Origin of the sequence: Salinibacter ruber DSM 13855, assembly GCF_000013045.1 — a bacterium.
Classification (GTDB): domain Bacteria; phylum Bacteroidota; class Rhodothermia; order Rhodothermales; family Salinibacteraceae; genus Salinibacter; species Salinibacter ruber.
This window is the reverse complement of record NC_007677.1, coordinates 333,301-356,310: the sequence shown is the minus strand read 5'-3', so window position 1 is coordinate 356,310 and position 23,010 is coordinate 333,301. Positions and strand designations below refer to the sequence as shown.

The 23,010-nt window shown below is 61.6% G+C and carries 20 protein-coding genes; 10 read left to right on the top strand and 10 right to left on the bottom strand.

Annotation, left to right across the window (positions count from 1 at the left end):
• The first annotated feature begins 658 nt into the window (after positions 1-658).
• From SRU_RS01440 to SRU_RS01420, 5 genes are all read left to right on the top strand, one after another.
• Positions 659-1,543 carry a hypothetical protein gene (locus tag SRU_RS01440; protein ID WP_237701832.1) on the top strand — a complete coding sequence of 295 codons (885 nt, stop codon included), beginning with the start codon at positions 659-661 and terminating at the stop codon, positions 1,541-1,543.
• Between the two features lie 556 nt (positions 1,544-2,099).
• A complete protein-coding gene (locus tag SRU_RS15370) occupies positions 2,100-2,660 on the top strand; it encodes a hypothetical protein (protein WP_237701831.1) in 561 nt (186 codons plus the stop codon).
• A gap of 88 nt (positions 2,661-2,748) precedes the next feature.
• Entirely contained in the window at positions 2,749-3,372 is a 624-nt protein-coding gene (locus SRU_RS01430) for an energy transducer TonB (protein ID WP_112902901.1), read from the top strand.
• A 67-nt stretch (positions 3,373-3,439) separates the two neighbouring features.
• Entirely contained in the window at positions 3,440-3,832 is a 393-nt protein-coding gene (locus SRU_RS01425; RefSeq protein WP_162713338.1) for a hypothetical protein, read from the top strand.
• 559 nt (positions 3,833-4,391) lie between these two features.
• Positions 4,392-4,724: a hypothetical protein gene (locus SRU_RS01420; RefSeq protein WP_103017728.1), complete on the top strand. Its 333-nt coding sequence runs from the start codon at positions 4,392-4,394 to the stop codon at positions 4,722-4,724.
• A gap of 163 nt (positions 4,725-4,887) precedes the next feature.
• Here the strand turns inward: SRU_RS01420 and SRU_RS15935 are convergent, their stop codons facing one another.
• Positions 4,888-5,178, bottom strand: coding sequence for an RES family NAD+ phosphorylase (locus tag SRU_RS15935; protein ID WP_112902897.1), 291 nt, complete (start codon positions 5,176-5,178; stop codon positions 4,888-4,890).
• A gap of 1,778 nt (positions 5,179-6,956) precedes the next feature.
• The gene (locus SRU_RS01410; protein ID WP_112902893.1) at positions 6,957-7,505 is read right to left on the bottom strand and encodes a fasciclin domain-containing protein; all 549 of its coding nucleotides are present in this window, start codon (positions 7,503-7,505) and stop codon (positions 6,957-6,959) included.
• 436 nt (positions 7,506-7,941) lie between these two features.
• On the opposite strand from SRU_RS01410, the gene SRU_RS01405 reads away from it, so the two are divergent.
• The 3 genes from SRU_RS01405 (at position 7,942) to SRU_RS01395 (ending at position 11,580) form a co-directional block, all read left to right on the top strand.
• Entirely contained in the window at positions 7,942-9,477 is a 1,536-nt protein-coding gene (locus SRU_RS01405; protein ID WP_011403039.1) for a nitrilase-related carbon-nitrogen hydrolase, read from the top strand.
• A gap of 172 nt (positions 9,478-9,649) precedes the next feature.
• Entirely contained in the window at positions 9,650-10,786 is a 1,137-nt protein-coding gene (locus SRU_RS01400) for a sensor histidine kinase (protein WP_112902891.1), read from the top strand.
• A gap of 35 nt (positions 10,787-10,821) precedes the next feature.
• Positions 10,822-11,580, top strand: a complete 759-nt coding sequence (locus SRU_RS01395) for a LytR/AlgR family response regulator transcription factor (protein WP_011403037.1) — start codon at positions 10,822-10,824, stop codon at positions 11,578-11,580.
• A gap of 946 nt (positions 11,581-12,526) precedes the next feature.
• Here SRU_RS01395 and SRU_RS01390 read toward each other — a convergent pair.
• From SRU_RS01390 to SRU_RS01380, 3 genes are all read right to left on the bottom strand, one after another.
• Complete coding sequence (locus SRU_RS01390; protein WP_112902889.1) at positions 12,527-12,898, bottom strand: DUF4112 domain-containing protein; 372 nt, start codon at positions 12,896-12,898, stop codon at positions 12,527-12,529.
• A 384-nt stretch (positions 12,899-13,282) separates the two neighbouring features.
• Entirely contained in the window at positions 13,283-13,711 is a 429-nt protein-coding gene (locus SRU_RS01385; RefSeq protein WP_112902887.1) for a hypothetical protein, read from the bottom strand.
• Positions 13,712-13,810: 99 nt separating this feature from the next.
• A complete protein-coding gene (locus SRU_RS01380; RefSeq protein WP_011403035.1) occupies positions 13,811-14,182 on the bottom strand; it encodes an HD domain-containing protein in 372 nt (123 codons plus the stop codon).
• A 409-nt stretch (positions 14,183-14,591) separates the two neighbouring features.
• Here SRU_RS01380 and SRU_RS15805 point away from each other — a divergent pair, with 409 nt between their 5' ends.
• Both SRU_RS15805 and SRU_RS15800 read left to right on the top strand, forming a co-directional pair.
• Positions 14,592-14,690 (top strand): transposase, encoded by a 99-nt coding sequence (locus SRU_RS15805; RefSeq protein WP_308201998.1) that lies wholly within the window; start codon positions 14,592-14,594, stop codon positions 14,688-14,690.
• Positions 14,645-15,499, top strand: a complete 855-nt coding sequence (locus SRU_RS15800; RefSeq protein WP_308201997.1) for a transposase — start codon at positions 14,645-14,647, stop codon at positions 15,497-15,499. The genes SRU_RS15805 and SRU_RS15800 overlap by 46 nt, the downstream gene beginning before the upstream one ends.
• Here SRU_RS15800 and SRU_RS01370 read toward each other — a convergent pair.
• From SRU_RS01370 to SRU_RS01355, 5 genes are all read right to left on the bottom strand, one after another.
• Positions 15,419-16,213, bottom strand: coding sequence for a YaiO family outer membrane beta-barrel protein (locus SRU_RS01370; protein ID WP_112902885.1), 795 nt, complete (start codon positions 16,211-16,213; stop codon positions 15,419-15,421). The genes SRU_RS15800 and SRU_RS01370 overlap by 81 nt on opposite strands.
• A gap of 46 nt (positions 16,214-16,259) precedes the next feature.
• Positions 16,260-17,627 carry a glycosyltransferase family 2 protein gene (locus tag SRU_RS01365; RefSeq protein WP_237701829.1) on the bottom strand — a complete coding sequence of 456 codons (1,368 nt, stop codon included), beginning with the start codon at positions 17,625-17,627 and terminating at the stop codon, positions 16,260-16,262.
• Between the two features lie 32 nt (positions 17,628-17,659).
• The gene (locus SRU_RS15930; RefSeq protein WP_372586308.1) at positions 17,660-18,595 is read right to left on the bottom strand and encodes a HEAT repeat domain-containing protein; all 936 of its coding nucleotides are present in this window, start codon (positions 18,593-18,595) and stop codon (positions 17,660-17,662) included.
• A 206-nt stretch (positions 18,596-18,801) separates the two neighbouring features.
• The gene (locus SRU_RS01360; RefSeq protein WP_112902881.1) at positions 18,802-19,218 is read right to left on the bottom strand and encodes a response regulator; all 417 of its coding nucleotides are present in this window, start codon (positions 19,216-19,218) and stop codon (positions 18,802-18,804) included.
• Positions 19,219-19,272: 54 nt separating this feature from the next.
• Positions 19,273-22,629 (bottom strand): bifunctional diguanylate cyclase/phosphodiesterase, encoded by a 3,357-nt coding sequence (locus SRU_RS01355; RefSeq protein WP_011403030.1) that lies wholly within the window; start codon positions 22,627-22,629, stop codon positions 19,273-19,275.
• Positions 22,630-23,010 lie beyond the last annotated feature (381 nt).

The window sequence follows — 23,010 nt, the reverse complement described above, 5'->3', positions numbered from 1 at the left end:
CCATGCCGCGCGCCCCCGTCCCCCCGATAATTTGTATCGGGATCCGTCTCAACCACACGGGGCTCTGTCGTTTCAGTCTTTCTTTTCCGCTTTCGGCTCCCTCCCGTTCACCCAGGGTCCTGCGTCGTACTGATTCTCAGGACGGGTCCCTTTCTCGTCACAGCCGAGCCGCCAGATAATCGGCCCTGGCAATGAACGGCCCTAGCAACGAGACATTCTGCGCTTCGGCCGGCAACGTCTCTCCTGACAAACGCCAGAGACGGAAAAGCGGATCGGAGAGGTCGGGGGCCCTGCACGCAGAAAGGCCCCCGCAGCGAAGCCCGCCCCCGGCTATCGGGGATCGCCGCTCCACCGGCCCGGCGATTTTCCTCGAGGCGCCCACTCCGAAGGCGGACGCCGCGTCGCTCAACGCGACCTGCCCGACCATCTGGAGGCTCGTTCCAGTGCAGGCAGGCGGTTCGACTCGTCGGTCCCACACGCGCTTCGTCGATCGGTCCCACACGCGCTTCGTCGATCGGTCCCAAACGCAATCAAGGCGGCCCGGTAACGTCCTTTTGCAAAGTTTCTTACGTCCCTTCATCAAGATAAACAGTTGTGGGCCATGACCGACCGTCTCGTGGGCACCCGTGTTTTTTCCTGTCTCCCTGCGGCTTTCCTTTTGCTCACCCCGTTTGGCCTTCTTGGCGTTGGCCTTCTCGGCGCAGGTCCGGCCGCGGCCCAGCCCACCTGGCCCGAAGGCACCTGGACCGAAGCGACGACCGGCAGGCCGCAGGTGAGCCTGGACTGGACGAAGCCCTCCTTCGATGGAGAAACCGAAGCCACGAGCCTGCTTACCTCCCGTCTGGTCCTGTCCGGGCAGTATCCGATTGGCAAAAGTACGCGACTCGTGGCGGACCTGCCGATCAGCCGGTTCGGCATTGACGACGAGGACGCCGGGCGGGTGGACGGTGTCTCTAGTACAAAAATTGGCAACCCGTACCTCGGGGTCCACACTCGCCTGAGTGGCGGGTGGGCCGTCGGTGGGGGGGCGAGGCTCCCACTGACGTCGGCACCCGAGGACCCTGATACCGGGGAAGAGTTTCGGCAGAATGCAGCCGACGTTCTGGCCCTGGCCACCGGATCGCTCGCAGACATGAGCCGAATAGAGGCCTTCGGTGCAGAAACCTTCACGGCCCGCGGCTACGGGGAGTACACGCTGCGGTCGGCCGGTGGGCTCTCGGGCCGGCTCCGGTCGGGGCTGACCCTGCTTGCGCCTACCGAGAATACCGACTTTCGGGCAAACGTCGTGCTCCTCGATTATGGGGGACGGGCCTGGTACGACGGCAAGCGGTTCCGCGTCGGCCTCGGCCTCGGGGGGCGCACCAACCTCAATGCTGACGAGACTGAGACCTTCAACGAGCGATCAATCTACTTCTTCGACTCGGCCGTGCAGGCCCGGCTCGGGCGGGTGCGGCCTGGCCTCACGTTCCGCACGCCGCTGGGCGGGGAGCCGTCGGACCTGCTCGACTTCGCTGCCGGGATTAACGTCACGGTGACGCTGTAGCCCGCTCATGCCCGGCAGTAGGGCCGTACCGGACTGCCCAAGTTGATGCGTGCAAGCTGCCGCGTGCAAGTTGCCGCGTGTAGGCTGCCGCATGTAGGCTGTTGCGTGTGATGACCGCGGTGTCGGCCGTCCAATCAAGACCGGACCTGCCACCACCAAACGATTTGCCACCACCAAACACAGATTCATGCCCCATACGCTCGTGTCGCGAGGGATCCGCCCACTCGTCTTCGCGGTGGTCCTACTCTGTGGCCTCGCCCCGTCCGGGATCGTGGCCGCTCCCCTACCGGCAGAACCCGGGCAGTCGGCCACGAGCGGCCCGGCCCTTCCCAACGACCGCCCCCTCCCGATGCATATAGATCCGATGTGCGCCCGACCGGCAAGGCTGGCGGCCAGTCCCGCGCTGTGTCCGGGGCCGATGGACCTGCTCCACGCCGGTGCCACGCGCGCGGTTCCTGCGCCTCGCCAGTCGTTGGCTGCGTTTCGGCGGCCCCCGGTTCGACGCGACGTCCCGTTGCGTCAAATCGTATTGCGTCAACGCGTATCACGTCAACGCATGCAAGGACCCGAGCGACCGGCATTGGAGCTGGGGGACTCGCAGGCCGGCAGGGCCCTCTGGGGAAGCGTGATCGGAACCGCCGTGGGCTGGGCCTTGGGAGGGGTTCTGCTCGCTGGGGCCGACGAGGTTGAGGCGCCGCCTCAGTCTGCTGGGGGCAACCAGTCCACGCCCGAAGGGGTCGCACTGCTTCTTCTCGCCGGAGGGCCGCCCGCGGGCGCAATCATCAACACGGATGTCGAGTGGGGAAATGCGAAGGCGTGGGCGCTGGGCGTGCTTGGGGGAGCGGTCCTGGGCGGGGCCGGAATCGCGTTGGGGACCGCAATCGGCGGGTCCGATCGAGGGGAGGCGGTCGGCGCACTGGTGCTCGGCGCGCCGGGCGCGGCAGTCGGAGGGGGCGTGGGCGTTCTGTTGGCGGCGCCCGATGGCCGGAGCGCGCTGCGCTACAGCGCCGAATCCGGCACGTGGAGCGTGGGCCTGCCGGCCGTCCGGGTGCGTCCGGGAGCAGGCCCTGAGGCCGACCTGACAGGGGAGGTCTCACTGGTGACGGTGGACCTGTAGTCGGCTATTGGGCGGTCCCTAACTGTTGGAAAGATTGGATACAGGTTCGGCGTACAAGCCCTGTAGATCATCGATCCCGTAACTCGACATGGCTCACCCGAGACTCGACGCCTCCTCGATCCGCAACCAGTACGCCACTCATCTCCAGGCTGGGCTCGCCCTCTCACTGGTTCTCCTTCTCGGCGCTGTCCACCTTTCTCCGCCCCTCGGCAGGGAGGTCGAACCGACGATACGAGGGCACGAGGCCGCCGTCCTCCGGCACGTCCAGTCGACACGGCAGGCCCAGGCCCCTCCAGCACCGCCGACGCCGGTGCCCCCGCAGGTGCTACCGCGCGAGAAGGTTGTGGAACCTCCGAGCGTGGAGTTCGACCCTTCCCTGGGCCTCGATGCGACCGTAGACCGGAGCGATGGGGGCACCAAGCGGCCCGACTGCGGCGGGCGCCGGGCGCTTCGAGGGAAGACGTACTACCCGCCGTCGGCATTGAGGGCGGGGCTGGAGGGCCGCGTCCGGGTGAAGTTTGTCGTCGGCAAGGACGGAGACATCGAAAGCCCGACGATTGCGGATGGGGCCGGTGCGCTCCTGAACCGGGCAGCGCTCCGGGCCGTCCGGCGCTTGGAGTGCACGCCCGGCAGAGAACAATCCCGCCCCGTAGAGGCAGAACGGACCAAGACAGTTGTCTTTGCGCTCCCCGAAAAGATGGATGGCTCCTGAGACGAACTGCCAGCTGGTCTTTTCACTTCAGGTTACGCCGACCGATAAAATAACCCCTCAGCCTACCATGCGTGGCTTTTTTCTCTGTGTGATTGCTTCTTTTCTTGCCTTGAGCCCCTGCGCACGAGCACAGCCTCAAGAGCTCACGTTTGCTGAATACCAGTTACAAATCGACGCCCCTCCATCGGTCGTGGAGGATACGGCGACGGCGCTGGCTGAGAAAAACCAGTACTTGAGGGGAATTGCCTTGCCGCAGGGCAATCGCCTGCCTGCGCTGGTGCCTGGAAGCGTTCTCTTAAGTTTTGCGGGGACCCCATACACTCTGTACCTCCGTTCGACCACTCACCATACCGAGGCTGTACTGAAAAGCCAGAAGCTGGACCTCTCCGAAGAAGCTCAGCAAAAGGCACAGCAGTTTCTTCAGCAAATTGCCGACCGGGTAGGCCCTGAAAACGGGTAGAACTTGACCCACGCGGACTTGACTGAGCGTCTCCCGATCGAACAGCCACTTTGGAAAAGGCGAGTGTTCGGGTGATTCTAACTTTGGGGGCGGGGGCTACGGGCACGGCGCTGGGCCCCCGATCGTGGGTGGAGAAGGATACGGGCTGATCGCACCGTCTCAAGGACATCAGGGACGGGAAGTGTCCGTAGGAGGTGGGAGGCGAGTTGGAGTACCGGTTTCGGCACTCGGGGGACGGAGGCCTTCAGGTGGGACTGCGAGCCGGATACCTGCTCTCGCCTTGTGAGGCAGACTGGCGCGTCAATGGCCGCCGCCTTTCAAACGCTCCTGGGGCGCCCTTTCAGGGACCGTTTGTGCAAGTGCTGTTGGGAGGAGGGGGGAGAGTGCAGTGACAGCCGGTATCGGAAGGACCGAAACAGAAGACTACTCAGAGCATCAAAGCCGACCTCGGACAGGAGCAAATATAGGTTTTCGCAAAGACCCACTGAACGAACATTGTACCTGCGAAGCACGACGCCTGATCACATCTTGCCTAAGTACCACATCTTACCTAAGTACTATGACTCAGACCCAGCAGTGGCTTGTTGGCCAGATCGGTGTTCTCCTCGCGTTCGTAGGCTTCATTGCGCAGATACTGGTTGAGCAAGGGACGGCGGTACTCGGCGTGCCATGGGCCCAGGCCGGGGCGGATGGATGGGCGTTTTGGGGCTTCTTGGTCGCCGCCGTCGGGACAGCGGTCCAACTGGTCAGGTTTTACCAGGGAGGGGTTGACCTTTCCTGCCACCAGATGCCGGGAGGGGCAGGTCGTTGGGTCTATCCCATGCTCGCAGCAATTGGCCCCTTGTCGGCGCTTGCCAGCCTGGCGCTCCTGGCTCTTGAGATAAGCTCATAAGCCGCGGAGGTCCCTCAATCAGCCGAAGGGGCGCTCTTCAGCGTGGACGTCGGATCCAAACTATGAAGACCAATAACACAGGAGTATCGGTTGTTGTAATCCAGGCTACTCAAAGCGCCGAAGTTGCCCGCAAAGGCTCCTTCATTCGCCTGGGCGTTCGGAATCATTCAGCGGGCAGCCGCAGGTCTAGCGCGAGGGGCCGTGGCGCCCCAATCTCCAGTTCCTCAAACTCTGGGTGCCTGGGGTTGATCAGGTAATTGTGCTCGGCGGGCACGACTACACTTGGGACCCTGAGAACCGCGGAGGCCTCCGACTCGCCCCACTGGTCTCCGACCTGCTGGCCTGCGGGCCCGTAGGGCCGGGCGCCCAAGCCCTCCGAAAGGTCTTCCTTCTCGTGGACAGTGACACGTTTCTCATCGAACGATAGGGTTTTTGCCTCACGAGGCGGTACCAAAGCACAGCCGGGGGAAGTTTGGCAAAACCGCTGATGCGCACGGCTTCATAAAACCCCTCTTCCCACCCAGCGGGCCGGATGTACGTCAGGATAAGCTCCTGCAATGGCTTGGTCGTTTGAATATGAATAAGTGCCCCTGAATGAGTGCTCCTGAATGAGTCGCCCTAGCTACCGGACACTTTTGAGCGCAAACAGATGAGGCTGCCCGGTGCCGGAGCTCAGGCGGAATCTGGAGGCTGATCCCGGCGAGGCTGATGCCCGGTCGTGGAGGGAGTGCCGCGCGTTGGATCCGGAGGAGGGAAGCGGTCGCTCTCTCCGAGAAGTCTCGATCACGAGAGACCATGACTTCGGACCGGTCAATGTTCTCTACCACTGGGCCGAGGGCGAGGAGGAGCCCCGGCGGCTGGTGACGAATCTTTCCCCTGGGTTCAGGGTCGTTCGGCTGTATAGGCGGCGCAACAAGCGGCGCATGTGGATCGAGGAGCTGTTCGGGGGCTGGCCGAAAGGGACGTTCCATCTGCACCAGCCGCGGCTCTGCGACCCGGAGAGGCTATCTCGCCTCCTGCTGGGACTGAGCCTGATGGGACTGAGCCTCGCGCACGTCTGGCCTGTGTCGGTGGCCAGTTACGTCGCCGGGGCGAGTGTGGCGCTCCCTCATCGACCGGACCGACCGGCGAGCCCCCAGCCCCCTGACCCTCGGGCTCCGATGGGCCAACAGACGTCTCCAGAATCGAGAACCGCCTCAGATGCGCTTGCAGCCGTACGTCTGCAAAACGTCCGGTAGCGAACCATCCGCATGTAGAAATGGCCTGCCTCAGAGGGTCTGCGGCCCGAGGCGCGGGAGCTCTGAGACAGGCCAAACCAGTCTTTGCCGAAACCGGCCATAGCCACAAAAAGGCTCGCCTCGGAGCAGGAGCGGGGGAGGAACTCCGAAACGAGCCTGTAAGGCCAGCGCAGACTATGGGAACCAGTCCGCTCCACAGAGGGTAGCGGGCCAGTTTTAAAATCATCGTCACGCAGCTGCTGGTAACATACAAAAATCACCTCCCAGGTTGTCAAGGGACAGGCGTGACGGTGAAGTAACCCCTGGCCGAGACTGCGCGAACCAGCCCCGAAACCGTCGCGTGAGCCCTGAAAGTGAGTTTCGCTTTCGAGGTCCTGGTACGAAAGAAAGCGCCGAAACTGTCGGGGAGTCGGCAATATGGGGCCGTTTCGGGGCAAGTTTCGGGGGCTGTCGCCGAGTGAGTTTCGCTCTATAGGGAAAGCACGAAGCCGCAAAACCGGGTCGAAGCCCACTCCGAAACTCAATTTCGGTCGTTCGGTCTGGGGCCTCGATCGCCCCGGTTCTCGTGAATGCGTTACGCTTTTCCGGCTGTATGGCCGTATAGCCGTTTTGCTCGTGAATGCGTAGCGATAATATGTATTTCCGTAACTCATACACGGCCCCGAACGACAGTGCCGCCAATCAGCGGAATTGCGTAACGTATTCACACAAAAGGGGCGTGGTCATCGGGTTAGCTGATAGAGGTGCTTGACGGCAGGGCCACGGTTGTGTGCGGCCGCCCGCCCAGTCGAGTGTTTACCAGTCGAGTGTTTACGTGCCCACGACCAGCATCCGCAAATCCACAAATGAGAACCACAAACGAGAAAGGGCGTGGCGACCGGCCACGCCCTTTGCAAGCTCCTTGCAAAGCTCCGTGAGGGGAGCAAGGCAGGAGACTGAAAAACAAGAGACTGAAAAACAGGAGTCCGCAAAATAGAGGACTGGAGGCGAGAAACTACATTCCCTCACCGGCCTCCGGGGGAAGGAGAACGCTGTCGATGACGTGAATGACGCCGTTTGACGCCTCGATGTCGGTCTGCACAACGCTGGCGCTGTTCTGGCCCATCAGGCGGACGGTGCCATCGTCGACCTGAATCTGAACGGACCGGCCCTCAAGGGTTGGGGCGGCGCTCATGCTGGTCACGTCCGAGGCCGTGGCCTTCCCCCCTACAACGTGATACTGCAGGATGGCCTGAAGCTGCTCTCGGTTTTCAGGCTGGAGAAGAGACTCAAGCTGGCCGTCAGGCAGCGCGTCGAACGCTGCGTCGGTAGGAGCAAAAACGGTGAACGGACCCTCCCCCTTCAGGGCCTCCACGAGGCCGGCGGCCTCCAGGGCCTGGGCAAGGGTATTGAAGTCATCGGCCTCCACGGCCGTGTCGACAATGTCGGGCTGCTCGCCGTCTCCGTATCCTTGTGCCACTGCAGGCCCGGCCAGAAGCGCGAGCCCAAGAACGGCAAGGAAGGCTGCCCGAGGGACGTATGCTGAGATTGAGCGGGTAGACATTAGGCGGGTAACCATTATTGGTCAGATAGAAGACGTTGAGGGAAGAACTGACACGGCCCCAAACCCTTTGCCTCTCGGCAATATTGCCTGCCCGGTGGAGGGCCGACGCTATCGTTACCGCCGTCTCGTTTTCATACCGATCCGTAACAGTTGTCTGAAGAGGGTGCTCTGGCTGATCGGCACCGGGTCGGTGCTACTTCCCGCTGCCTTTGGCGTAGCATGTGGCTGATGTAACTGTGGCTTGGTCCTTGGCCCAGCGCAGTACCGGGCCCGCGGCGGCCCCGCTGCCCTGCGCCGAACACAAAACCACCCACTGGGCGAAGTCAACCGCTCATTCGGCACTTGGTCCGTTCGTCGCGACCGGCTTCACCACGGCGCTCGTGCCCTGTACCTTCTGGCAAGTCGGTTCCACAACATCTCTTGCCCCTGTGTCCCAATGCTACCCTTTTTCGGTCGAAGCCGCGAGTCCCGCTCGTTTCTCTGGCTCCTTGCCGCCGCGCCGCTCATGTTCGTGGCGACGGGACTGTGGTCCCTGCCCGCCGCGGCCTGGCTTGCCCCCATGTTTTTGCTTCGCTTCGTGCGCGACCAGCCCACCTGGCGCGGATGCGTAATTGCCGCGCTCCTCCTCATCGTCGTCTCCTGCGCGGCGTGGCAGGGGGCCACGGGACGATTTCTTCAAGCCCCACTGCCCTACGTCGTCGGCGCGGCGCTCGGGCTCGTGGCGGCCCTTCCCTATCTGATCGACCGCCTGTTGAGCCCGCGTCTCTCAGGCCTCGCGGCGACACTCGTCTTTCCTGCATCTGCCGTGGTAGTGGAGTTCGCCGCATCGTTTGGGCCATTCGGGACGTGGAGTAGCGCGGCGTACACCCAGCAAAATTTGGCCCTCTTGCAGCTTACGTCCGTCACCGGCATCTGGGGCGTGAGCTTTCTCCTTTACTGGACGGCCAGCGTCGCCAACGCGGCGTGGGAGGAATGGGCCATGTCGCCGGAGGCCCAAATGTCGCCGGAGGCCCGCACGTCCTCAGAGGCTCGCATCTCGCTGAGGGTCCGGTGGACAGTCGGCCTGTGGGCCGGCCTCCTGGCGGCGGTATTGATGTTCGGAGGTGCGCGCTTGGCGCTGGACGCTCCGCCTGATACCGTTCCGGTAGCTACGGTCACGGGGACTCACGACGCCTCCTCCTTCTGGGGCGTCCATCGTCAGGCAGAGAGCCGTGGGGCCGTGCGCGACTCGGCGCGCGCCATCCAGCGAGACTACCTGCAGCGCGCCCGGCGGGCCGCTCAGGCGGGCGCTCGGCTCGTCTCGTGGCCCGAGGCCGCTGTTCCAGTCCCCCACGAAGACACGGCGGCCTTTCTAAGCAAGGCGCGCCGGCTCGCGCGGGGTCAGGAGGTGTATCTCGCGATGGCCCTCAACGCGCTTCCTCGCCCGGATGCAGGCAAGAAGCTGGAGAACAAGGTCGTCTGGGTCGGCCCCAGCGGAACGGTGCGCAAAGAGGGACTCAAGGCCCACCTCGTCCCCGGCGAACCTGGACAGGACGGATCCGGCACGCTTCCGATCGTTTCGGCGCCAGCGGGGACATGGTCGAGCGCCGTATGCTACGATCTCGATTTCCCCGCCCTCATCCGACAGGCCGGTCGGCAAAACGTCGACCTCCTCGTTGCCCCGTCCAACGACTGGGCCGCCATCGCCGAGCGGCATGCACACATGGCACGCATCCGGGCCATCGAGAACGGGACCGCGCTTCTCCGCCCCACCTCCAATGGCCTCACTCTCGCAACCGGCCCTCTGGGCCGAACTCACGGCCGAGTGAATCACTTCACGTCCCAGGAGCATCTTCAGATGACCCGCCTTCCCACAGAGAGCAAATCGACCGTTTATGCTACTTTCGGGGACGTTTTCGGCTGGGGCTGTGGGCTGGGGCTCCTTATGCTGATCGCAGGGGCATTCTTTCAATTGAGGCTTCCACTCGATTGAGGCTTCCACTCGATTGAGGCTTCCGCTCGATTAAGGCTTCCGCTTTCAGAGGCAGATGCGCAATCGGCGTCCTCCTGGCCTCTGAAGCGTCCCCCTTGACTCCTTCCTGCTTATCGGCAACGCTTTTCCGCCTACCTCCGACTGATCGCCATTACGGCTGGGCACTGCACTCATGCTCACTGCGATCCGCAATGCACTTCCGGGCCCGAGGCGCCTCGCCCGTCAGGCGGGACTTCTCCTCGGCATAAGCGTCCTGATCGGCGCATTTCTTTTCCACGTCTGGACGGGGCTGGGGCAATTGTCGGAACGCTGGCCTACCCTGCTCTGGAACGTGTACTTCACGCTCGTCCATGCCACAATCATTGTCGCTAGCGTGAAGGCGGCCATGTCCGTCTTGAGGGCCTCCGTGCCGCTCCAGTCACGGCGAGCTGTCGCGTTGCATGTTGGTACTCTGTCGGTTGTAACGGTCGTGGCGTTCGGAACCGCGACCGGTCTCTGCAAGGCGCTCCATCCTGGGTTTGACCTCAGCTGGCAGGTGCTCCTCACCTCGGCGACCACTGCCTCCGCGGCCACGCTCATCTGGAGCGCGTTTTCCTACATGAGCGCGTTTTACCAGCGGCTCCGTGAGGCGGAGGCGGCCCGGTATGAGGCGCGCCTGTCGGCGCTTCGCGCTCAGATCAACCCGCATTTTCTGTTCAACGCCTTCAACTCGATCGCGGCCCTGGTCCGCACCCGGCCAGGGGAGGCCGAGGCAGTCGTCGAAGACCTGTCCGACCTCTTCCGCTATGCCCTGCGGGCGTCGAAGGATGGCGGGACGGCGACACTGGGAGACGAGTTGGAAGCCGCCTGCCGCTACTTGAGCGTCGAGAAGGCCCGGTACCGAGGCCGCCTGACCGTAGAGATCTGCGTGCCGGAGCAACTTCAGCCTCTGCCCATTCCGAGCATGACTCTTCAACCCCTCGTCGAGAATGCCGTCCAGCACGGCGTCGGCGAAACGCAAGGCGACTGCACGGTGTCGGTAACCGCCGAGCGGGCCGACGGGACGCTTTTGCTCCGGGTCCTCGATACGGGGCCGGGCTTCGATTCGACCGACCTGGGCGACGCATTGGGCGAGGGATCCGGTCTCGCGAACGTCCGGGAGCGGCTGGAGCTCTTCTTTGGAGAAGCCGCGCAGATGAGGCTACTTCCACAGGGAATTGAGCTCCAGATCCCCTTGCGCGGGACGGCGGAGACGCGTCCCAGGTCTGCGGTTGAGGAGCATGCGTTTGGGAGCGACGAGCATGCGTTTGGGATGACCGAAGCAGAGTAGACAAGCCCCTATTGCACAAGCGAGCTTTGAAAGCGATGCCTATGCGTTGTCTCGTGGTCGATGATGAGCCCCTGGCTAGAGAGCGCCTCCGTGCCCTCCTCGATGAGGCCGACGAAGATGTGGAGGTCGTGGCCGAGGCCGAGGGCGGAAAGGAAGCCGTCTCCCTCATCCACGACCGCGAGCCCAGCGTGGTCTTCTTGGATGTACAGATGCCGGTCCTCGGTGGCTTCGATGTGGTGGACCTGCTGCCTGAGCCTGGCCAACGTCCCCACATCGTGTTTGTCACCGCGTACGACGAGTATGCGATTCAGGCCTTCGAGGCCCGCGCGCTCGACTACCTGACCAAGCCGGTCCGGCTCGAACGCCTCAACAAAACATTGGGCCGCGTGCAGGATGCGCTGGCAAACGATGACGCCAGGGAGCAGGAGAACCTCGACGACCTTCGGGACTCTCGGCAGGATCAGGCCCTGAAGCGGCTGACAGTTCACGTCGGGCACCGCCTCCGTGTGGTCCCGCTTGAGGAGGTGCGGTGGATCGAGGCGGATGAGGGATTTGTGTTTGCCCACACCGAGGGCGGGCGGTACCGAACCGACTTCACGCTGGAGGAACTCGAAAGCCGCCTTCCTCCAACCCGCTTCGTGCGGGTCCACCGCTCAACGATCGTCAACCTCGATGCCGCTTACGAACTGGTGCCTGAGCCGGCCGGAACCGCAACGCTCCGCCTTCAAGACGGCACCGAGGTAAAGGTCGCGCGTCGCCGTACCGATGACGTGAGGTCAGCTATAGGCGGATGAAGGCCCTGGCAGGTTGAGGCGGCACTTGAGGCGGCACTGCACGCCAGTTACCTGAGACGGCCCTGCTCCCGGGTCACGTGGCAGATCCAAGTCATTCGGTAGATCTCATTTGGTAAATCACATCGCTCAGAAGAACGCGCCCAGCAGATAGTGTGTACTTGAGTCGTCGCCGGACTCTTCATCGCTGTCATCTATCATCGCTGCCATCTGTCATCAGGCCAGAGCCCTTGTTGGTTCTTGCCTCGGGTAATCACGCAGGCGCAAAATTCCGACATGGACACCAAGAGGACATGGACACCAAGAGACAGACATGCCCGAACTGCAGCACCGAGAACGTCATCGGGCAGTGCGGGAATTGCGGCAGGCCGTTTGTGCTATCGGAGGCCTTCCCCCGAGGCAGGGCTCGAAAGCTTGGGGACGGCCCTCTCGCCGAGGTGCCAAGCGGCCTCAGCTCCGGGCCCTGTAGCTACTGCAGACTGAGGCAAAAAGGGCAGATGATGGAGGCAATGAGCGCGGCCCGCCGGCAGAGAACCTGCCCCGTCTGCCACACCGAATGTCTCTCTGGGTAGCCCTCTCGGCATGGCCGGCAGGCACAGGATTACCTGCCGGGGGACTTTCTGCAGTCGCCACGTCTCACTGGTAGCATATTGTACCGGTAGCACATTACAGGCCCATTTCGGAAACGAGCCTGCTGCAGAGATTTGTAGTTCGCACGCCCAGCATCTGGTAGGATTCCCCCCAGGAGCAGCCCCCTCCAAGGGGACGAGGGACGAAAGGATTGAGGAACGAATAGAGCTCGTCCCGCCGGAGGTATACCGGATACTTGCGCTGACGCATGTTAGCGTTCCAGCGTGCGCCGCTGCAGATCTCCCGTCGCCGATGAGAAGCAACCCCTCGTCAAAATTGGACATCGGTAGGGATGCACACGGCACGCCCGGTTTTGAATCTAGTAAGCTCCCAAGTGGCTTTTGAGCATCTGCACATTGATTTTGTTTGCCTTAAACGCAGCATCGATGAGGTCTCCTGCCACTGGAATGGCACCTGAAAAGGCATCCAAGACGATGACCACCAGCATCTTGAAAACGAGGGAAGGTGGAGCGCCGACGCGGTACGCCTCGTAGGGCACGTAGCACGAGACGATCGCTGTTATGACGTCTCCCCAGACCGGCACAAGACCGATAACTGGATCAAGCCCAATTCGGGCATCGATGCCAGGAATTGGGATGCAGTCGTCGCTCCAATACGCAAATCGATCAAGACGCTCCACGAGGCCAGCTGCTCCCGGCGTGCCGAGGTCCGAAGACGAGTCTGCAGTCATGCGCAAGTTGAACTTACCTGAACTTGAGGACGAGGCTGAAGTGGAGAGGAGAGCCTCCTTTCCTGCCGCTGACAACAGAAGGCTCTGCAGGTATCCTTTAGCAGGTGTGACTACTGTACGCGGTCCGTCCCGGAAAAGTTATAGCTTAGGTTAAGACGGCCGAATGGATTATTGGCGAGAATCAGCACGTGGAAAACCGGGGCCAATTTAAGCCGCTGAGTGGAGTAGACCCGGTTCGGTGGACGCCGCCCTTCCCTTTTGGCATTGACTCCACCCCTCAACAGCTTCCCCTCCCCCAGTGCTGATCGGTCCCTGCGTCGCCCAGCGGCGTTGTCGCCCAGTGGCGTTTTCGCCCATTTGCCCAGCCACAGCCGAGCACGTGCGCTACGAGGGAGGGTGCTGCCGCTCCCGCTTCTCTTGAAACCGGAGGTACCCCTCGGTTGAATCGAAGTCCCTGAGCGTTCCCTCCTCCGTCTCGATGCGGATCACCTCGCTGCCATTGCCCCTGCTGCTACTGCCGCCACTACCACTGCCCCCAGACTCGACAATCTCCGGGCGGCGGCCGTTGAGGTAGGGAAGACGCCTATAGATTGGAACTCCCTTTTTCCCCATACCTCCAACGACTGCCCGCATCGGGCCGCTGGGCTCGCTGGTCTCCTCAGCGCAGTTGTCGCACGTGGTCCAGTAGGGATCCGCGTCGACCGAGACCTCCCGGAGACTGCACCGCCAGGCCTCGGGGTTCTGGTGATCCAATGGCTCGTCGCACTGGAAGTGGAAGCAGTTTCCGCAGACGTCGTGGCCTCCGTCGGGCATCGGGACTGAAGGGTTGTTCTTGCAGTTAGTTGCCGTCTCAGATGCACAAAATCGGATGCATAAAGTCAGATACACAAAACCGCCCCCTGACCGGCCCTCTCAGCTCGCCTCTTCCCTGCCGGCAAGACGGCGGTGGGTCCGGAGGCACCTGCCCGGCCTCCCTATGTCTTCCTCCCCGACCGAACCCAGACGGGTCGCGTCCATGTTTTCTTCCAGATCCACATTGTCCTCCAGGTCCGCGATCTTGACCCGGCGGACAATCGGGTACCCCATCTCCTCCAGGTCCTCAAAGGTATAATCCGTATCCTCGACCAGATCGTGCAGGGCAGCGGCCATCCGCGCTTCGGTGGACTGCTGGGCCTGCATCATACGGAGGAGATGTAAAACGTAAGGCGCGCCAGCCTTGTCGGTCTGGCCGGCATGGGCCTCCGCCGCTAGCGCAATTGCATCTCCGAGCGTTGGCATCGACATGTCGGAATTGACCTGGAAGACGAGCTTATGTCGCTTTCCGGTAGGTCAGGCACGTAAACCACCCAGCCCCCCACGCCAGTGCAGCACACCGACCCAATACCTTAAAGGTGCGATTAGGAGTCCTCCCCATCCTCAAAGACGCGAGCAGATACTGACTTTCAGTACTTTAAGAGACCGTTTTGATTTCAGCTTCAGTTAACAGCTGCACCCAAAAACGGAGGGGAGTCCGCCTCGTTTTCGGAAAAAGCCAGCAAGCTCTTCCGAAAACGACTCGCCCGAGCCATGCGCATAAAACCCTATGACTCCGACCTGACGGACTCCCAATGGAAACAGATCAGCCGCTACTTTTACGACCGGTCACAAACGATGTCACGACCTCCCCTGCCACGTATTGGATGCAATCCTGTACGTGGTGAAAACTGGAACCCAGTGGCGGATGTTGCCCGGAGAATTTGCCCCCTGGTGGGCCGCGCATTATTACTTTCGACGGTGGAGAGAGGAAGGCTGAATCCTGTGCATTTTGAGCATTACTTCTCGCGCAGTCCGGCGCAGATCGGGGCGCCACGGAGAACCAAGTGCACTGATCACAGGCTGCCAGTCGGTTCCTTCTGCACGGGGTGGGCGGAATCAGAAGCTTCGACGCTTTCAGGGGAGGCCCGTGGCCGAAAACGACACGTTGCCGTCGATACGCAGGGGTTGCTTTGGGGCGTGGTCGTACATGCGGCCGGAGATCATGAAACGCAGTGGGCGCTGCAACTGCTCGCTCCGACAGCTTCTCGCCTTGATCGGGTAGAGACGGTCTTCGCCGATCAGGCCTACCAGGACCTCGAAGAAACCCTGGAAGAGGAGCTTGGCTGGGAGCTTCAAGTTGTTGAGTCCGACGATGGAAACTCCGGGTTCTCCGTCGATCCGAAGCGATCGGTCGCCCGAGAGAACCTACGGTTGGTTCGGAGGGTGGCGTCGGCTGGACCGAGAGCAGGAGCGGCGGACCGACTCCAGCGAGACAACGGTGCAGTTCGCCATGCTCCGAATCGCCTCGAGTCGGCTCGACTAAAAATCAAAACGGACTCTCAATGGAGGCCTGAGAGGACCGACCGAGTGACTCTTACAGATACGCACTGGATTGGTGCTATCGCCGAAGAGGGCTGCCCCTTGGGTGAGCTCTCCCCATCCCCACGTGACTTCATCCGCTACGCCCTACCCTGTCCACTCGTCATGGTTTTTCTACCACAAGTTTTACCACCGAACAAAAATGCCCAGTGCACCGCCAGTTCGGGAAAGGGGTCCATCATCACTGTATCGGAGAGTGGCCGTTAGGGCGCATCCGTCGGTGAGGAAGTGTTGCACCCGCAGGCTCGCAAAGGCGGTGCGGGCTGTCAGCAGACTAGCGTTCGGGCCCACGAGTTCGACGCTCCTCCCTGCGCCGCCTTCCAGGTCGATATAAGAGGCCGACGGCGTCCAGTAGTAGAAGCGGCGAATGCCCACTCGCTGCGAAACGGCCCACGTCGATTTGCGCGGCGCGGCGGTCGTGCGTGCCCGTATGTACCAGGCCCCGACATAGCGGGCGAGTCCTGCACCGAACTGATGCACGTCACTTCCAGTGTATCGGCGGCCCTCGTAGAGGCCCAGAAGCTCCCAAGGTCCGACTGGCTGGTAGATCTCCGCCTTCAAGCTGTACTGTGGGCGAATCTGGGCATCGGGCCCAAAGCTGACCTGGAGGTGTCCATATGCCCCGGCCCAAAGGTCCTGCCACAGGTCAACGGTGATTCCCTCGTCTGCGGTGTCGAAGCGGCGCTGACGAACAAGAGTGGCAGCTACCGTCCCTCTCGGAATAGACCGTTGTAGAACAGCGGTCCATCGCTGCCAGTCCACCCGCCCCCCTGACACTCGGTCATAGTCGTAGCGGGCTGCCGCTTTCCATTTCGGCTCAGACGCCGCTGAGTCCGGTACCTTTCTGTCCTGCGTCTGCGCCGGGGTGCTCCACAGCCCGGCAACAGTCAGGACGATGAAAAACAAGGGGCGGTCAATCATTGAAGTCAATCACTTAGGGGGGCAATCGTCTGGATCATCAGGGGAGTCAGTCATCAGGGGAATCAAAGCCAGCTCGTTCCATCGCTCCCCATTCTTTGTTGCCACGAAAGTACGACCATAGGCCTCTGACACGCCACCAGGCATTGAGTTGGCGGTAGCCAAAGGTTTCGACGACAGGAAGGAAAAGAAGCTGAGCGAAATCGGCAGTCTTTTCGTATCGCCGGAAGGTCAGTTCCTCCAGCGTTACAGCGCTCAGTGACAGTGCCATCCCGAGCATGAACGCGACCAGGAAGAACGCCAACATGAACGGACCGGAGAGCGTGCCTGAGATTAGGGCTACAACAAACGTAATATAGCCCATTAGTTCGAGAATCGGGCCGAAAGTCTCCAGCATGTAGAAGAAGGGATACGCAAGCATGCCCACAGTGCCATACCGGGGGTTGAGCAGCATCTGCTGGTGACGGATCATCGAGTCGGCCAGCCCCCGCTGCCATCGGTCTCGCTGGCGACCGAGGTCCTGCAATGTGGAGGGCACTTTTGTCCAGGCCACCGGATCGGGTACAAACCGGACGCGGTAGTCTTGCCCAGCCTCTCGGAGTCGCCGATGCATGCGCACTACCAGCTCCATGTCTTCACCAACCGTATCTGTAGCATAGCCTCCCACGCGGACGGCCGTTTCTCGGCGAAATAATCCAAAAGCGCCGGAGATGATGAGCATAGCTCCCAGCGCGTCCCAGCCCACGCGCCCAAAGTAAAATGCCCTAAGGTACTCCAACACCTGAAGCTTGGGAAGCCACTTCGTCGGCATCGATACTTCCTGGACGCGCCCCGCCCGAATGGTGCAACCGTTGGCCACACGGACGATTCCCCCCACCGCCACGGTGGCCGTTTCCTCTAAAAATGGACGGACCATCCGGGCCAGCCCGTTGCCCTCGACGAGCGTGTCTGCGTCGACCGCGCAGAAGAGCGGGGAGTCGCAAAAGTTGATGCCGGCGTTGAGGGCGTCGGCCTTGCCTCCATTTTCCTTGTCAAGTACCCACAGATTGGGATGGGTCTGGCTTTGGTAGACCTGACGCACCGATTCGGTAGGGAGGGACGATGTTGGGGGGCGTGCCGTGGGCTGAAGGTCAAAGGCCTCCTGAAGCCGGTCGAGCGTGTTGTCGGTCGACCCGTCGTTGACCACCAGTATCTCAAAGCTGGGGTATTCGGTGCTGAGGAATGCGCGCACCGACGACACACAGGTCGCCTCTTCGTTATGTGCAGGGGCGATGAGAGTAATGGGCGGAAGTGCGTCGGCCCCGAGGGCTGTCTCTGAAACGTATGCGCCCATCCGACGGTGATAGCGGAGCACGGTCTGATAGGTGAGAATTCCTAAAGCGATGTACCCCGTGTTCAGAACCACAAGATAGCCCAAGAGTGCATATGCGGTCCATTGGAGTACTGTAGTCACGTTTGCGGCGTCGGTTGGGACGTGGGAAGAACGTCAGAGGCCAATCTGGATCGTCGGTGGTCGCTGTCTTTGAGTGCTCGCAGCGAGGCGACCTGCTTGAGCTCCACAAGACTCCTCGCCGCGCCTAAGGCAACCCACCGCGAGCTGTCCTCACTGACGAGCGCATTCAGTAATTCCTCGTCTGCTCCTGTACCCAGCTGGCCGAGTGCTCGTGCCGCGTGAATGCGGACAAACGGCACAGGGGACCAGCAAAAGCGACGTGCAACAGATCGGTGCTCTTTTCGTCCTACTGCCCGGAGCAGGCGAAGCAGGCTGGCCGCTACCTCGGCAGGCGCTGCCTCCAGGTCAACGCTCATTTCGCGAAGCAGGCGAGCAGCCAAGGGGGCTGCGTCTGCATCCCCCAGCCACCGGAGCGTCTCTGCGCAGCAAACGCGCACAAACTGAGAGCGGTTGCTCGCGGCCACTGCTGCGCGGAGGCGAGGAGCAGCCCCTTCCCCCAGCTTCGCGAGAGCCGAGCTAACCTGCCGCCGATCTACGTGGGTTAGTCGGCCCAAGCATGACAGAAGACGCTCCGTGTCGCCGGGCCCGCCGAGCCGAGCGAGGTGACGAAACGCAACCTCGGCTACCCGGTCGGAGGAATCGTCCAGCGCGCGTCGCAGGGAGCCGGCCTGATCGGGCCCCCCGAACACCCCAATCCACTGTACAGCCCGGGTCCGAACAGATGGCCTCCGATCCCCAAGCTCACGTCGCAGGCCGGATATGAACGGATGGGAGAGGGCACTTATGCGTTCGGATGCTCGCCCCCGGACAGCAGTGGCGTACGGCAGTAAGAATCGTAGGAAAGCGTCACGATGGGCCACGTCTATTTGACTAGCGAGCGAGTGGGGCGGCCTCTCACCGGCTAGCACCTCCAGTAGATGGGCCCGCCACATCTCCACCCGGGCTGCCCGGTGCCGCGCCTGGGACGTCCACCACAGGCGCTTCCCCACCGCGATGAGGGCGAGAATCAACGCCAGAACGGCCAGTCCAGCCGACGCCAGGATCAGGGCCAGAAGGGATTCTGGCGCGTTGGCACCCAAGCGATCCATCTGCGCCGGAAGGGACGCCCATGTAGGAAGCATACCTGTGCGGATGCAAGCTACTTGGAGACAAAGCGAGAGCCGCTGGCTGCTGCGACCAGGCGCGGAACCCTCATGATGCGGGCTGTAGCAATGGAAGGCGAAAAAGGAAGAGTGAAGTAGTCGGCCGCTCCCAACTCGAAAGCACGTTCGATCTCTTCGTCATTTCCTTGTTGTCCCAACAGTACAAACGGGGGCCGAAGCGTCGGAAAAGAGCGGAGCAGCTCCAGGCCCGAACGTCCGGGCAGGCGCGTCTCCGCGACGACAACCCCAAAGGCCTGCTCCTGAATCTCACGCCGGGCGTCCGTTCCGTTGCCAACCGACTGCACGTCGGCGTCCGCTCGGCGAAGTCGGTCGGCCAAAAGATCCCGGGCCTGCTCGTGGGAGACGGCTAGAAGAACCGGTGCTGGCGGGATGGAAGGAGACTGGTTGGCCATGACTGTGGCGGAAAGAAAGGGCAAAAGACCGGCACGGAGACGTGGGCCGCCCACCTATCCGACAGGCGAGGCGGACTCGTCTTTCCACAAGTCCGCCCACGGTGGCGAGTCAATCAGGGCCGGAAGGTCGCCGGCCGGTACAGGACGGGAAAACAAAAACCCCTGGCCCAGTGGGCAGCCGAGGTCCCGAAGGACTTCCAATTGAGCAGTGGTCTCGATTCCTTCAGCGGTGACGCGTAGGCCCAAGGACTTGGCCATCTCAATGACCGAACGGGTTGCAACACACGCGTCCTCCGATGCAGTCGTCTCCGAGATAAGGCCCTTGTCAAGCTTGAGCCCATCGGTCGGGAATTGCAGCAGCGAGTGAAACGATGAGTATCCCGTTCCAAAGTCATCGATCTCAACGTTGACACCCAGCGACCTGAGCCGGTCCACCACTGCCGTATTGGTCTGATTTTCGTTCTCCAAAAGCCGCTCGGTGACCTCCATGGTGAGGTTTGATGGCGCCAGATCGTACTCCTCGAGCAGATGGCGGACAAACTCGTGAGTTTCTTCTCGAAAGAACTCCTGTCGAGAGAAATTGCCGCTTAGCGCTACCGAAAGATCCGGGCCTCTGTGTTGTTGGAGGGATTCTACTTTGCGACACGCCTCTTCAAGTACGCTTTGGGTGATTGGGGAAATCATTCCGGTTTCCTCAGCAACCCCCAGGAAGACGTCCGGGGGGTCCAGGTTTCCGTCTTCCCGGCGCCACCGAGCCAACACCTCGAAACCGACGAGATTCCCGTCACTGAGTCGCACGACTGGCAGAAAAAGAGGCTCGAACTCATTCTGGTCGATGCCACGTCGCACCTCAGCTCGGAGGGAGGTGTTTTTCTTGCTCCCTGCCGACGGGCCGTGGTGGCTCAGCGAGCGGTCCGGTGAAGACTTAGCACGGTACATTGCCGCATCGGCGTCCTGAATGAGGCCGTCGATATCTTGATCTTCCAAATCGCATACGGCGAAACCGACGCTAGCCCCAACCTGAAGACAACGATCCTCCACTGCGTACGGCTGGTCCAAGACCAGGGTGATGCGCTGGGCCATGGTCTTGGCCGTCTCGGAGTCCGTCACAGATGAAGACCAGACGGCGAACTCGTCGCCTCCCATTCGCCCGACTGGGTCCACGTCCCGAACCACACTGCATATCCGGTTCGCCGCTTCCATCAGAACAGCATCGCCGACGTGGTGGCCGTTTTTGTCGTTGATGCTCTTAAACTGGTCGAGATCGACGTACAGAAGAGCGCCTTTGTCCTCGTCGGACGCGTCAATTGCCTGCTGGGCTCGCTCTCGAAAGACGGAGTCTCTGTAAAGGCCCGTTAGCTGGTCATGTGTGGCTCTGTGCCTCAGGCGGGCTTCTTCTCGTCGCTGCTGGGTGACATCCCGCAACACCGTCTGTGCAGCCTGTTTCCCCTCGTATTTGATGGAAACAGAGTAGAATTCCACGACCCGGCGTTCCCCGTCCAGACGCTTGATCTCGTACTCAAAGGATGGAGGCTCCTCTCGGAGGAGTTCTTCTTGGTGGGCCTGGAGGGCTTTATCCATTTCAGAGCGTGCCCCAGGACCATCGTTTGTGGCAAACTCCAGCACGGACCTTCCAACAATTTCCTCCGGGTCAGAGGCCCCGTACAGCTCCACAGCACTGGAATTTACGTATTGAATGGTCTTTCCGACGGTGATTTGAACAGGGTCGCGATGCGACTCGACCAGGAGGCGCCACCGTTCACGGCTTTCTCGGATCTTCTCTTCACGGTTTTTCCGTTCCGTCACGTTGCGGACCGTGGCCGTGATCTGTTGCACTTGACCATCCTCGCCGTAAATCGGCGCCGCCTGTACCGACCAATACGTCATGCTCCCGTTGGTCTTCAGTTTCATCTCCCAGTCTTTCGGCTCCCCCTGCCCGGCACAGCGTCGGAGATGGGATGCAATTTCAGCTCCCTGTTCTTCCCCATGAATGTCCCTGACTGACCGTCCGCGGACCTCATCGGCTCGACGCCCCGACATCTGTTCGTATGCTGGGTTCACCCTTTGGATGACGAACTCCGCCTCGTCCTCATCCTGCTTCAAGTCGAAAAGTAGGAACCCTTCTTGGGAGTGCTCGAAAAGAGCGTTGGCCTGCCTCAAATGCTGTTCCCGCTGCTTCCGGGTCGTGATGTCCTGAATCGTCCCGGTCATTCGGGCCGTGCGTCCCTCTTCTCGCTCAGCACTTCCGCGAACCCGGACTTCTCGATGCTGGCCGGTGGCCGACACGAGGGGAACCTCCATGTCAAATGGACTTCCGTCCTCCAGACACCGCTGGGCAGCTGTCTTCACGCGGCCCCGCACGGAGGGTGGATACAGTTGAAAAGCACGTTCCAGATCGAAGTTGGTACTTTGCGGGAGGCCAATCAGACGATAGAACTCATTAGACCCCGTGAAAGAATCGGACTTCGGGTCGTACTCCCATCCGCCAGTTTGTGCGACCCCCTGCATGCGCTGCAGACGATCCCGCTGAGTGCGCATCGCCTGCTGAACCCTCTGCTGTTCGGTGGTGTCCTGCTGAACAACGATCCAATGAGTGATCTGCTCATGATTGCGGACGGGGGCCAGCACCCACGTGAAGGTCTGCCGCGCTGCATCCTTTTCGTCCTCGGGTGTCTTGCCGCGCACCGGTTCTCCGACCTTTAGGGCATGGCAAACTCGACTTTCAGTCTCGGACCCCCTCTCCAGATTCTCGAAGACCCAGGGCGTTTTTCCTTCCAACGCGGACTGTGTCGTCTCACCTCTGGCGGCGTATGCGTCGTTAGCCCAGGCAAGTCGAGCTTCGGAGGGCTTCTCCGGGTTTCCTTCAATGATGCTCACCGGCTCATCGACTTGCTCGAGGGCCGAGGTAAGATACCTATTCTCGTGAGCCTGCAAGCGTGCCTCCAGCAGATTGGTGGCCACACTGGCAAGCTGTGTCAACAGGGCCCGGTCCTCCTCACCGAAAGATCTGGGAGCCGGATCCGTGAGACACAAGGTGCCCACGTGGAGCTGATCCCCAACTGATAGCGGCGCGCCGGCGTAGAACCGAATCCCTTCTTCCTCAATGAGGGAGTTGTCCCGGAAGCGGGGGTCGGCCTGTACGTCCTGCACAACCATGACTCCATCTCCCTCGATAACGTGCGTGCAGAAAGACTGCTCGCGAGGCGTTTCATCGAGGCTGATTCCGCAGGCGGCCTTAAACCACTGTCGCTCTTCAGCCACGAGGCTGACCGCTGCCCCCTGCGTGCCGAAGACTTGTTGGGCGACCTCTGCGATCTGGTCGAAGGCAACCTCCGAGTCGGTGTCGAGAATATTGAGCCGGCCAAGTGCGCCGAGACGCCTGGCTTCACCGACTGGGGCTGAATGGGACATAAAAGAGAAATTATATTAACATAAAGACGCAAGATAACAACCACCTCTAGAAAGAAAGGTTCGAGACGAATACAGAAGATGTTGCATCAGATCTAACTCTGCTCCGCCTCGCTCGGTGGTTTTCGTAAACACGTGGGACTCAGGCAAGCGGCATGGCCGCCGAATTTTTACAGGCGGTCCTCTGGTTACGGTGGTCCTAATTGCGGTAGCCTGCGGCTGGACTGAGATCGATCCGAAGCAGGATACGATGAGACCGGACGCCGCGTAGACCGGCGCCGAAGCGAAGCAAGCGGCGCCCTGGCTTGATGGTTCGTCCCTTCTCAGCGAGGCTCAGCCTGCGAAGGTCCGAAGCCTCCTTCGGATGGTCTCGAAGGGACTGGT